This window comes from Nostoc sp. (genome assembly GCF_036917455.1).
Classification (GTDB): domain Bacteria; phylum Cyanobacteriota; class Cyanobacteriia; order Cyanobacteriales; family Nostocaceae; genus Nostoc.
The window spans coordinates 1-12,441 of record NZ_JBALDK010000231.1 but is presented as its reverse complement, the minus strand read 5'-3'; the positions used below and the strand labels follow the sequence as shown (position 1 = coordinate 12,441).

The window sequence follows — 12,441 nt, the reverse complement described above, 5'->3', positions numbered from 1 at the left end:
GGAAACTACAGTACAAAACGTGTCAAATTTGACTTTAATCGTTCTAATTAACTTTTCGTTACATAGTTATAAATTTTCCCGCCCAGCTACTTAACCTGATTCTTGGTATTTTTACGGAATCCCAGATAATGAGGGAGGTTTCGGAAAGCAGGATTATCTGGCAAATTAGCTAGTTGAGGAACAATAATATTTCCATTCTGGGAGTTAAATAAATAAGTAGACGTACCGCCGTCAACAGTAATGATGTCGCCTTTAACTCCTACTTTACGTAATAAATCGGCGGCCTCATCTAGAGTTGCTTGCTTTACCGTCATAATTAACAATAACTCGTCACCCTTAACACCATCTTTGTCTAGAGTCCCAATGAGTTGATACTTATTTGCTTGGTTTTGGGCTAATACTTTTGCGGGATGATCGCTGTATCGGTAAGTAACGATCGCATTTTTTACTGCGTTTTGATTGAGAGGCGCACCGCTAACCTGGTTGTAATCGGTAATGTATGCTTGCTTATGATCCCAGACTAGAGCTTTGAGGTGAATATTACTATAGTATTTATCTTTTGGTTCTTTGATGGGGCCATAAGGACTAGTGCCACCACTGATGACTACACCATTTAGTTTGATTGGAAAGGATAATTGAGTACTAGATTCGTATTGCTCAAAAAAAGAACAATTAATCATCGAGAAAACGTTATTTGCGTAAAGTTCATTATATTCATTTGCAACTTCAGAAAACAACTTTCTTTGGAAAAATGGGCTGTAATATTTCCCTTCTCCTTGATAATATTTACCCTCATTTAGACCTATATTATCTACTTCTCCAATAATTTGATCTATGTGCATTTTGCCCATATTGATCACTTGTAAATAGGCTTCATTCCCATTAGTTAATTCTTTTTTATATAAAGCCGCCCCATCTATAGACTGAAGAGGCTGATAAGAAGATAAAGGGTTACAAGTTTGGGCAATCCAAAAGCTACCCAGAATTGGCAGTAAAAAAAGGAATAAATGGATTACAACATTCATTAGTATATTTATTGAGTTAGAAATAATTATTTGGAATTATAGCAAGGGACTGGGGACTGGGGACTGGGGACTAGGGACTGGGGACTGGAGACTAGGGACTGGGGACTGGGTGAAAAGTCTTTTTGTGTCTAAGTTTCATCATTTGTTGATGTCCTAACCACCAAGGCTTGTGCTATATAATCGAAATTTGAATGTCAGCCAGCCTCAGAAGGTCAACGTCGAGCCTCAGAAGGTCAACATTGAGCCTCAGAAGGTCAACATTGAGCCTCAGAAGGTCAACATTGAGCCTCAGAAGGTCAACATCGAGCCTCAGAAGGTCAACATTGAGCCTCAGAAGGTCAACATTGAGCTTCAGAAGGTCAACATCGAGCTTCAGAAGGTCAACGTCGAGGCTTTTTGCTTGGATATTGTAAATAGTGAAGTTAAAACTTTAGGTATTCAAAGCTTGTGACATTTGTACAGCTTTTTTATGTAAATTAATATGAAGATTAAGTAACTTTACTAAGTATCCCATATCTGCAAATACAAACCGCATTAATCTTTTTGTTGTGTATTAAGTTGGTGAAACACTCAAAAAACATCCTTTGTAGTATGATTTTGGTTTTGTAATACTAATGGTATAAGAGATGACGGCTCAATTTGAATACAGTACTCTCGCCTATCCACAGGATATCCAGCCGTTGGCGTATATCCTTGAGCAATGTTTCATCAGCGCCCTTGGTGGCGAGGAAGTTTACATCAATCTGATTGGCGTAGAAAACTTCCGCATTATTCGGGGATTGGAACAATTAGCTGGTGGATTAGCAACTTTGGATATGGGCCAGTGGTGGGGTGGTCAACGTGTACCCATGACAGGAATTGCCGCAGTGGGCATTGCTCCAGAATATCGCGGTTCGGGAGCTGCGATCGCTCTCATGCAGCACACCCTCAAAGAACTTTACGATAGAGGTATAGCAATCTCCGCTCTTTATCCAGCCGTTCAAACTTTGTACCGAAAAGTAGGTTATGAGCAGGGGGGTAGCTGGTGTATTTGGGAAGTTGCTACCAGGAATATCCAGGTGCGGGAGCAACCTCTACCTCTGCAACCAGTAATGAGCATCAATCATGAAGACTTTCATGAGCTATATCAGCAACAGGCGAGACAAACGCACGGCTACTTAGACCGACATTCAGCAATTTGGGAACGAATAATCCAACCAGATAAACAGGAAACAGTCTACGCCTATTTTATAGGTACTAAAGATCAACCCCAAGGTTACATCATCTTTACTCAAGAGCGAACAGAAGATGGGGAAATCCTCTGGGTGAAAGATTGGGTGCTGAGTACAGTTGCTGCTGCACAAACTTTCTGGTCTTTTCTAGCAAATCATCGCTCCCAAATTCAACACGTGCGATGGAAGAGTTCTGCAATTGATTCCCTGACATTGCTACTACCAGAGCAAACTGCCAAGATATACCGTCAGTTTCGCTGGATGCTGCGGGTAGTAGATGTAGTCAAGGCGCTAGAATTGCGGGGTTATCCACCAGGAATCCAGACCCAATTGCACTTAGAAATTCAAGATAATTTGCTAACTGGAAATAATGGTAAATTCATTCTTTCAATTGCCAACGGACGCGGCGAAGTTACCAAAGGTGGAAAGGGTGAGTTGCAGCTAGATATTCGGGAATTGGCACCATTGTATACAGGTTTATTCACCCCCTACCATTTGCAACAAGCCGGAAAACTGAATGATACAGAAACGGCTATCTTAGCAGCCACGCAAATATTTGCAGGTGCTTCACCTTGGATGGCTGACTTTTTTTAAAGAATTGGGAATGGGGAATAATATCATGGGGAGCAACGCGAAAAAGTGAGATCCTCGTGAAAATAGCAGGGGAGGCAGGGGGAGCAGGGGGAGCAGGGGGAGTGAAGAGAAAACTTTAGTATTTTTTACGACCTTTATAGCTATAAATACACTTATTTCTTTCTCTTCCCCTGCCTCCCCTGCCTCCCCTGCCTCCCCTGCTCCCCTGCTGCCCTGCACAAGGCTTAATCGAGATGTGGTGAGAAATCCGGGTCTTAGTCCCCTCCCGAAGAGCCTACGGTGTATACACAAGTCGTATTACCCCCCTTAATCCCCTCTTATAAAGGGGGGAAATAATATTTCCGGTTCCCTCCCCTTTATAAGGGGAGGGTTAGGGTGGGGTAAAACCTGAGTTCTTCAGCTATTTTCAGACTTGTATATACACCGTAGCCCGAAGAGCGGGGTGGGGTTCTTCGGATTTAATAAGTAATCAAGCGAACATGATATTAATTCAAGAAATTTGGAGTACCACTACCGCCATTTTTACCAACAGCAGGTATTTCCAGTAGATCATCTGTGGCTTGGCCAGTACCATCGTTGATAACAGATGTCGGGCCACCTGGATGTCCATTGGGGACGAACAGTTGCGGATGGTCAAAAGGCGCTTTCTCATACCGAACTCGGTCATCAGTCAATCCCTTTAAAAAAGCGACCAATTGCTGCTTTTCATCTGGTGAGAGATTTAGGGGGGGAAGAACTCCAAAGTCACCACCGCGATTGTAAAAATCAACCACTTGCTCTAACGTCGCCTGACCTCCATTGTGGAAGTAAGGAGCAGTGAGTTCGACATTGCGAAGTCCAGGTGCTTTGAAGGCTCCGTCTGCAAACACAGTTTCACTAGAACTCAACGGTGGAGTGAGGATGGGAGGATTTTCGCCGAGGAGAACTTGAAATTTCCCCAACTGAGCCAATCGTACCTCTGAAAGCGGATTACCTTGGCCGTTACCAAACAAGCCGTCATTACCACCCAAACCTGGGTCATCGGTAACAGGTCTGACACCAATGTTGAAGAAACCATTGTCTTCAGGGCTGTTTGGAGGGAACGGCGCACGTTTGATTCGTCCATCTTTTTTCACACTGCTAACTGAAGCAGCTGTTAATTCCGAGCCAACGTGACAACCAATACACAGACCTTTGCCCTCAAATATTTGTTTACCTAGTTGTTGCTGAGGAGTTAGGGCAGTGGTATTTCCTTCTAAAAAGCGATCGAAGGGCGTATCATTAGCAATGAGTGTAGACTCGTACAACTGAATTGCTAGCCCAAAGAATAGCGAGAAATTGTACTCAGTCAATGTATACTCATTAGTCTCCAAAGAGCGATCGGGCTTTTTGACAAAAGTCCTTTGACCTTGAGCATCAACTTGAATGAGTCGATTAGACTTCCACCACTCTGGTTTGAAGGCATCTTGAATCATCTGCTCATAGGTTCTATCTTTGAGTCCAAGTTTGGGCCATCTACTATCTCGACCTAAAACGCTGTCTTGCGGATGCACTATCTGCTTACCTAGCGGTCTCAGGGGAAATAACTTTTTAGCAAGTTTTCGGGGTAGCTTTTTACCCTTACCAGCGCTAAGGGATCTTTTGTCAATTGACCCGAATTTATCACCAATTTCTTGAAAAGTTCTGCCATTAGCAGACGACTCAAAAGAACTGAGTGGCGGGCCGACCGCTTGGGATGCCAAAGACGAATTATTTAGGCTGACATTGACAAATTCTAGTTGATTTGGGGTTGCTGCTTTGGCGATCGCAGCGTTAGGATCTCTTAAACCAAAAGGATTCACCCCATTAAAGATGTTTTGTGCCCTTCCGTCCCAGAAGTTGCGGAAGTTGAATGCTGCATTAATCACGGTTGCTGTGTTACGCGGTTCGACGCGGCGCACATTAATGCCTCCCACGTTAAACACCGGATCTGGTTCGGTTGTTACTTGGTCTTGGGCATTACCAGGTGTGACATCAACAAACTTAGTATTGAAGACCCCCGGAGAAGAACTGACATCGTTACGGTCAGAGACAACAGTCTTCGCATCATTCGGGTCTGACAGTTTGTGGAAGGGAAAATCTCCCGGTTTTAGCTGGTAGTTTGCTAATCCACCGACATCAAAAATCGTGTCGGGATTCGCCGTACCATTAGCGTTAATCTGCAAAAGCCCAGGATTAATCTGATTTTTGGATCTACTGTCGGCTCCAGCATGGAAGTGACAAGTAGCACAGGAGGTCTTGCCATCGCTACCTACTTGCATATCCCAGAAAAGAGCCTTTCCTAACTGGATGGCAGCTGGTTTGTTTTTTACGAAGTCTCCAAGATTGTCAGGCTGTGGAACCGATACGCTTTTGAGCGAGGTTAGAGGCGACGGCGTAACCTGAGCTGATACAGTATTTCCAGCTATTACTGCTGCCATAATAAGAGCAGCAATTGTTATAGTCTTTGAAAATCTCGATCTCAGGTAGTTAAGCTTGCTATATCCGAATCTCCACTCTTGGCGCTTTATTTTTGTCACCACAGATTTGAGCAAAAACCGACCTTTTGAGGTCATTAGAAAGTAAATGAATAAGCCTGTAATAAAGACTACTAAGCTTAACATGGGTATAAACCCCATAGCTTTTTGTAATAAAAGAACACTGAAACAAATCATACATTTATGTGTAAGTCTGAAATTTAATATTCATGTAAAGGAATTACGCAATTTACAAATTTTCTATGAACAAAAAACACCCTAGTTTAGGACTAAAAATAAATTGAGTCGGGTCGAGAAGCTGTTCTATATTTAATTTGCTTTCCAAGCTTATTAAGATAAGTTATCAATAAAGATTGATAATATTTAGATATGCAAAATGTTTTAAATTATCATCAGCCCTACTTTGGGTAGGATATTTGAATGTCGCTACATCGAAGTTCTGGTCGCTGGCGCTTAGGGTTAGCTTTATCGCTATTAACGGTATTATTGTGGGGAATTTTGCCGATTGCTCTGGCGGTAACTCTGCAAGTACTGGATGTGTATACCATCATTTGGTTTCGCTTTTTAGTATCATTTGTACTACTAGCTGTGTATTTAGGAATACGCGGTAAATTACCAAAGTTAGAACAACTGCGTTCTACTTCTTGGAAATTATTAGCGAGCGCTACACTATTTTTAGGGATTAATTACTTCTTATTTACACAAGGTTTAGCACTAACATCACCTGCTAACGCTGAAGTTCTGATTCAATTATCTACCCTTTTATTAGGTTTCGGAGGGTTAGTAATTTTTAAAGAACGTTATCGGCTGTATCAATGGATTGGTGTTAGTGTAATGATTTGCGGTTATGTTTTATTTTTTCGAGAACAACTAACAAATTTAATTACAGCTCATGGCACATATATACTAGGTAGTGTTTTGATTGCGCTAGGAGCAACGTCATGGGCGATTTACGCTTTAGCCCAAAAGCAATTATTACAATCTTTATCTTCCGCCAGCATAATGCTGATAATTTACGGGGGTTGTGCTTTATTATTCACTCCTCTAGCCAGAGTAAAATCACTTTTTATACTTGATCCTTTCCATTTAGGAATGTTGGCTTTTTGTGCTTTGAATACTTTAATCGCTTACGGTGCTTTTGCTGAATCGTTAGAACATTGGGAAGCATCACGAGTAAGTGCAGTAATAGCTTTAGCTCCCATTGTGACATTAATCTTAGTTGCGGTTGTATCAGTTATTGCACCTGATTGGATACCCGCAGAACAATTCAGTTTTATAGCAATATTCGGAGCGGGTTTAGTTGTTACAGGTTCAGTCGCGATCGCACTGGGTAAAAGCTGATTAATAATAAGGATTTTCAGGATTTTTACTGCGTTTTTTCTCTAACTAATTCGTACCAAATTCAAAGCTACAACATAAATACTGAGGCAGAGAATTTTTTATTTGTTATGATTTGATAGTGAAGGCAAACTACGGGGTCAGCCTCTTAAGTAGATGGATATTTTACCCATCTGTATGATTCTGTAGTATTTAATTTTTGACTTTACGGCCAAGATAAAAATTCTTGAAGAAGAATTTAAAAATCAGAATTTAGGAGTCAGATAAAGCTTTATACATTCGCAAGTCAGACACAATTCATCCTGAATTATAACGACTGACTCCTAAATTCTGTTTTGATAAAATTGAGGCTAAAAACTTTAAGTAAACTAAGTAGGGTGTCCGAATAACTACCAAAGCCAACACCTGATAAAACCAGACCACCGAAATAGTTGAGCGATGAATAGTTTGTTTGGTAATTGGGCCAGCAGCCTCAGAAAAAATTCCCTATTGCTGGTTCTTTCAACACTGCTGCCAACCCTTGGAATTAGTAATTCTGTCTTGGCAGCAGAGCGGATTTATGCATCTTATTCAGCATTGGAGCTTTCCATTTCAGTCAATACTTTAGAAAACTATGCCAAAACAGGCGTAATTAACGAAGATTTGGCAGCCTATCAGCAATATCTGCCTCTAGAACAGCTTCCAGAATTGCGGCGGATTTTACTTAATCGGGTGAAAGTAAGTCCGGTGGTACTTTCGCAACTTCTCTACACACCGCAAGGAGAATTTTTGCTGCATCGGTTGGCGCAAGTGATTATAAACAAATCTTCTCAACCAGAACTTGGTACTTTGCGTTCGGCACTAATTTTAGCCTCTGCTGAATCGGGAGGCTTGACACTTTTGAATGTGTTGCGTAAATATCCCAACAGCAGCATTCACCTTGATGTCGCAGGGACTTTGGAAATAGCTACAGAATTGGAGAAACTTGTTAACCAAACTCATCGAGCGATCGCAGCAATTTCTCAAGAGTCTAAAATAGAAGCTGCGACTATTTCACAACCAAATTTCTCGCAATTGCCCGATTTAAAGGTTCCGGGAAAATTTAAGTCGCAAAAATACACTCTAAAGTTTTTTGATTCAACGCGCAATCGGCTTTTATTAACTGATGTTTACATTCCCAATGGAAAGAATACTGCACCCGTAATTGTGATTTCTCACGGCTTGGGTTTGGATAGCAGCAACTTTCAATATTTAGCCACGCACCTATCTTCTTATGGATTTGCCGTTATCGTTCCCAATCATCCTGGTAGCGATACTAAACAATTGCGTTCTCTGCTAAAGGGACACGCCAATGAAATAGCAGAACCCGGTGAATTCAAAGACCGACCAATGGACATAACATATATATTGAATCAATTGGAAAAAGGTAATCAATCTGATTCACGGTTTAAAGGTCGCTTAAATCTGCAACAAGTCGGAGTATTTGGTCAATCTTTGGGAGGCTACACAGCCTTAGCCCTAGCAGGCGCTAAAATCAACTTTGAGCAGCTAAAACAAGACTGTCAACCAGCAGCACTCCAAAAAACCTGGAATATGTCTTTACTGCTCCAGTGTCGCGCTTTAGAATTGAACATCAGCAAGTCTGGCAAGGATTATAACCTGCGGGATGAGAGAGTGAAAGCTGCGATCGCAGTTAATCCCATTACTAGTTCTATTTTTGGCAAAGCTGGCTTAAGTCAAATCAAAACTCCAGTGATGATTGTCAGCAGTAGTGATGATACAGTTGCACCAGCTTTATCTGAGCAAATTTTACCTTTCTCCTGGTTTGCAAATTCACAAAAGTATCTCGTTATGCTTGTAGGTGGCACTCACTTTTCCACCATTGGTAATGGTAATCCTGCAAATCAACAAGTAGCGTTACCTACTGATATGGTTGGTGATGCTTCTCAAGCGCGTCTTTACATGAATGTTTTGAGTTTACCTTTCTTCCAAACCTACGTTGCAGGGAAGCCGCAATACACCCCATATCTTAACGCCGCCTACACTCAAAGTATTTCTAGTAAGTCTCTTGGTTTGAGTCTCGTAAAATCATTGAATACAACCGAATTAGAACAATTACTGAATATAAAAGGAGGCAAATCCGCAAAAAAAAAGTTCCCAACACCATAGTCAGCTTCGGATTTTGGATGTTGGATATTGGTGTTGCATTGCTGCATGTAATGATTTTTATTTGACTATAAACAATTAGTTTATTTATTCTCCGGCGAGTTCCCGCGCAATATCCATAGACCTCTTGCAAAAATCCTTGAATCACCCCTCCCCAACCCTCCTCTTGTGTATACACCGTAGCCTTTATAAGGGGGGTCTATTCGACTGGGAGCAATGCTCTAACAGTGAGATGGGTAAGCAGGGGAGGCAGGGGAGGCAGGGGAAGAGAAAGAAATAAGTGTAGAAGCAGTCTGTTTCGGTAGTAAAAAATACTAAAAATGCCTCTTTACTCCCCCTGCTCCCCTTGCTCCCCCTGCCTCCCCTGCCTATTTCACCAGGATCTCACTTTTTCGCGTTGCTCCCATTCGACTTATGCAAGAGGTCTAATCAACTGTAATTTCCTTTGCTGTTCCGCAATCTAACTTGACAGCACAGATAAGATGCGATCGCATTCCTGACTTATCGGCATATACTTTAAAGAAATGTCACATTTAATTGCGCTATTGTAAAACTCAGCTTTACATAAGTTGATTTATGAGCCAGCCTGAAAATACTACTACCCAAGCGACTGCTTTCACTAACCACGATCGCAAACCTATCCATATACCTGGCTCTATTCAACCTCACGGTGTACTACTTGCGCTCAGTACTCAGTTAAAGATACTGCAAGTAAGCAACAATACCCAAGCATATTTAGGTAAAGAGCCAAAAGACTTGCTTGGTAAACCATTGAGCTATTTATTAGAAGCTCAACAAGTAGAGACTGTAAAGCAGTTATTGGTGAAAAAAATTGGTAGCACGAATGTTTTTAAAGTATCAATAAATACTTTGAATCAGAAACGAGATTTTGACGCGATCGCTCATCGTACAGAAGATGCTGTGATTTTGGAGCTAGAAGCGACTGACTCCCAATCTGAGGTGAGTTTTTTAAGCTTCTATGCTTTGGCAGGTGTTGCGATCGCAAAAATGCAAAGGACATCAAACCTGGTAGAATTTTTGCATCTAGTAGCTGAAGAAGTCCAAAAAATCATCGGTTTCGATCGCGTGATGGTCTATCAATTTGATGAGTCGGGAGCAGGTTCTGTTGTTGGAGAAGTTAAACGGGAAGATTTACCACCTTATTTAGGACTCCACTACCCTGCTACAGATATTCCAGCGCAGGCTAGAGAGTTATACACGCGCTGCTTTCTCCGATTTCTTCCTGATTTGACGGCCGAACCTGTTCAGTTAGTACCAACGGAAAATCCGACAACACATCAGCATCTTGACTTAAGTTACTCTTTGCTACGGAGTTTTGATTGGTGTTGTGCTGAATATCATCAAAATATGGGAGTGAAGGCTCTTTTGGTGATTTCGCTGATTCAAGAGCAGAAGCTTTGGGGATTAATATCTTGTCATCATCAAACACCAAAGCATATTTCTTATGAAGTCCGCAAGATGTGCGAATTTTTGGGACAAATTGTGTCTTCAGAGTTAGCGCATAAAATTAGTTATTCGGAATGGGACTATAAGGTAAAACTCAAATCGCTACAGTCTGAGTTTTTAGAGTCTATTTCCCAAGCAGACAATTTTATCGATGCCTTAATCAAACCGGAAATCCGCTTGCCAGATTTTGTCAGTGCCTCAGGAGCGGCGGTTTGTCTGGATAATGAAATTAACCTTGTGGGAGCAACACCAAATATTGATGAGGTACGGGCGTTAATTGAATGGGCAGATACTCAAGTTAGTGACAACTTGTTTTCTACCGATTCTCTGCCGAAGCTTTATCCAGAAGCGCTCATATTTAAAGATACTGCCAGTGGTTTATTGCTGCTGCGAATTTCTAAAGTCCGGCGCTATTACATTCTTTGGTTTCGCCCTGAAGTTATCCAAACGGTGCACTGGGCAGGAAATCCACAGGAATCTATTCAAGCCCAGGTGGATGGTAGCGATACCCTGTCTCCACGAAAATCCTTTGAACAATGGCAAGAAACGGTTAGATTAACTTCTCTACCTTGGAAAGCTTGCGAAGTTGAAAGTGCGATCGCTCTGAGTAATGCGATCGTTGGCATTGTCCTCTCGAAGGCGGATGAATTAGCTAAAATCAACCTGGAGTTAGAGCGCAGCAACCAAGAGCTAGCATCCTTTGCCTACGCCGCTTCCCACGATCTCAAAGAACCTTTGCGGGGCATTTATAACTTCTCGATGGTGCTGTTAGAAGACTATGCCCAAGTCTTGGATGATGATGGAATTGAGTGCTTGCAAACAGTAGTGTCCTTATCTGTACGCATGGAAACTCTGATTAATGCTTTGCTGCGACTCTCGCAGTTAGGACAAGCACATCTTCGAGAGCAAGCAACCGATCTCAACGAATTGCTCAACCAAGTAATTAATGTCTTTCGTGCTAGTCGCCAAGAATCTGGGCTTGTAGATATTCGCATTCCTCGGCCTTTACCAACAGTTCAGTGCGATCGAGTTCTCGTCAATGAGGTTTTTAGTAACCTGGTTGGCAATGCGTTCAAATACAACGATAAAGCAGAGCAATGGGTTGAGATTGGCTACTTAGATGAGAGACTGGGGACTAGGGACTGGGGACAAGGGGACAAGAAGAATACCCAATCCCCAATCCCCAATCCCCAATCCCCAATCCCCAATCCCCAATTTCCAATTCCCAACCCCCAATCCCCAATCCCCAATCCCCAATCCCCAATCTTTTATATCCGAGATAACGGTATTGGCATTCCACAGCATCACCTAGAAACCATCTTTAGATTATTTAAGCGGTTGCATTCCCAGGAGAAATACGGTGGAGGTGCAGGTGCAGGATTAGCTATTGTTAAGAAGATTGTTGAACTTCATAACGGTCAAATTTGGGTTGAATCAACCGTAGGTGTTGGCTCAATTTTCTATTTCACGCTGGAATAGTTTAAGATAATAACCAAATATATATTTTTGTTAAGTTCTTTTAAGACTACGAATGACAAAAAAACTTGATGAACCTCTGCTTGTTGTTGAGGACAGCAATGAAGATTTTCGGATGCTACAACGTCTGATGCGGCGAATGTCCGTCCAGAACCCCATACATCGTTGTACAAATGGGGATGAGGTTTTAGAGTTTCTCTATCAACTGGGGGGCAATGCCTATAGCAAAGGCGAAAACTTACCCAACTCTAAAGTAGCATTACGACCATCTGTGATCTTGCTCGATCTGAATTTGCCAGGTATGGATGGCCGTGACATCTTAGATCGGCTCAAGCAAGACAAGAGTTTCAAGGAAATCCCCATCGTTGTTTTTACCACATCATCTAACCCCAAGGATATTGAATTGTGCTATCAAAAGGGCGCAAATGGATATATGGTAAAGCCGATGGATGCTCTGGAACTCAAAAAAACGATTCAGGCATTTGTGGACTACTGGCTTGAAGCCAATATGCCACCAGTGTTGGATTAATTTGTTTATTGTCTGTTGATGAGGCAGTAGAGAAAAAGGATAATAAAGGAGACGGCTCAGAAGGCACAGAGACATTTCTCTCTTTGAGTCGCTGTGTCTGTTTGTCTCTGCTAGATTCTTTTCCTCATTTTTCTATTTTTGACTATTTGTTTCTTTCTTTA

The 12,441-nt window shown here is 41.8% G+C and carries 8 protein-coding genes; 6 read left to right on the top strand and 2 right to left on the bottom strand.

Features of this window, described 5'->3' with window-relative positions:
- Positions 1 to 86: 86 nt before the first annotated feature.
- Positions 87 to 1,025: a hypothetical protein gene (locus tag V7K42_RS25795; protein ID WP_334920133.1), complete on the bottom strand. Its 939-nt coding sequence runs from the start codon at positions 1,023 to 1,025 to the stop codon at positions 87 to 89.
- A gap of 187 nt (positions 1,026 to 1,212) precedes the next feature.
- Here V7K42_RS25795 and V7K42_RS25790 point away from each other — a divergent pair, with 187 nt between their 5' ends.
- Together V7K42_RS25790 and V7K42_RS25785 are read left to right on the top strand one after the other, a co-directional pair.
- Positions 1,213 to 1,476, top strand: a complete 264-nt coding sequence (locus V7K42_RS25790; protein ID WP_334920131.1) for a hypothetical protein — start codon at positions 1,213 to 1,215, stop codon at positions 1,474 to 1,476.
- Between the two features lie 175 nt (positions 1,477 to 1,651).
- Complete coding sequence (locus V7K42_RS25785; protein ID WP_334920130.1) at positions 1,652 to 2,830, top strand: GNAT family N-acetyltransferase; 1,179 nt, start codon at positions 1,652 to 1,654, stop codon at positions 2,828 to 2,830.
- 485 nt (positions 2,831 to 3,315) lie between these two features.
- On the opposite strand, the gene V7K42_RS25780 is transcribed toward V7K42_RS25785, so the two are convergent.
- Positions 3,316 to 5,466 (bottom strand): cytochrome-c peroxidase, encoded by a 2,151-nt coding sequence (locus V7K42_RS25780; protein WP_442938633.1) that lies wholly within the window; start codon positions 5,464 to 5,466, stop codon positions 3,316 to 3,318.
- A gap of 279 nt (positions 5,467 to 5,745) precedes the next feature.
- Here V7K42_RS25780 and V7K42_RS25775 point away from each other — a divergent pair, with 279 nt between their 5' ends.
- The 4 genes from V7K42_RS25775 to V7K42_RS25760 all read left to right on the top strand — a co-directional run bounded on the left by V7K42_RS25775 (position 5,746) and on the right by V7K42_RS25760 (position 12,280).
- Complete coding sequence (locus V7K42_RS25775) at positions 5,746 to 6,666, top strand: DMT family transporter (protein WP_334920126.1); 921 nt, start codon at positions 5,746 to 5,748, stop codon at positions 6,664 to 6,666.
- A 435-nt stretch (positions 6,667 to 7,101) separates the two neighbouring features.
- Positions 7,102 to 8,811 (top strand): alpha/beta hydrolase, encoded by a 1,710-nt coding sequence (locus tag V7K42_RS25770; RefSeq protein ID WP_334920124.1) that lies wholly within the window; start codon positions 7,102 to 7,104, stop codon positions 8,809 to 8,811.
- 573 nt (positions 8,812 to 9,384) lie between these two features.
- Positions 9,385 to 11,754, top strand: coding sequence for an ATP-binding protein (locus tag V7K42_RS25765; RefSeq protein WP_334920122.1), 2,370 nt, complete (start codon positions 9,385 to 9,387; stop codon positions 11,752 to 11,754).
- 52 nt (positions 11,755 to 11,806) lie between these two features.
- Complete coding sequence (locus V7K42_RS25760; RefSeq protein ID WP_334920120.1) at positions 11,807 to 12,280, top strand: response regulator; 474 nt, start codon at positions 11,807 to 11,809, stop codon at positions 12,278 to 12,280.
- Positions 12,281 to 12,441 lie beyond the last annotated feature (161 nt).

Coding starts and splice junctions, on each gene's coding strand:
- V7K42_RS25770 (WP_334920124.1), top strand. CDS start 7,102: ATGAATAGTTTGTTTGGTAATTGGGCCAGCAGCCTCAGAAAAAATTCC.
- V7K42_RS25775 (WP_334920126.1), top strand. CDS start 5,746: ATGTCGCTACATCGAAGTTCTGGTCGCTGGCGCTTAGGGTTAGCTTTA.
- V7K42_RS25795 (WP_334920133.1), bottom strand. CDS start 1,025: ATGAATGTTGTAATCCATTTATTCCTTTTTTTACTGCCAATTCTGGGT.
- V7K42_RS25780 (WP_442938633.1), bottom strand. CDS start 5,466: ATGGGGTTTATACCCATGTTAAGCTTAGTAGTCTTTATTACAGGCTTA.
- V7K42_RS25785 (WP_334920130.1), top strand. CDS start 1,652: ATGACGGCTCAATTTGAATACAGTACTCTCGCCTATCCACAGGATATC.
- V7K42_RS25760 (WP_334920120.1), top strand. CDS start 11,807: ATGACAAAAAAACTTGATGAACCTCTGCTTGTTGTTGAGGACAGCAAT.
- V7K42_RS25765 (WP_334920122.1), top strand. CDS start 9,385: ATGAGCCAGCCTGAAAATACTACTACCCAAGCGACTGCTTTCACTAAC.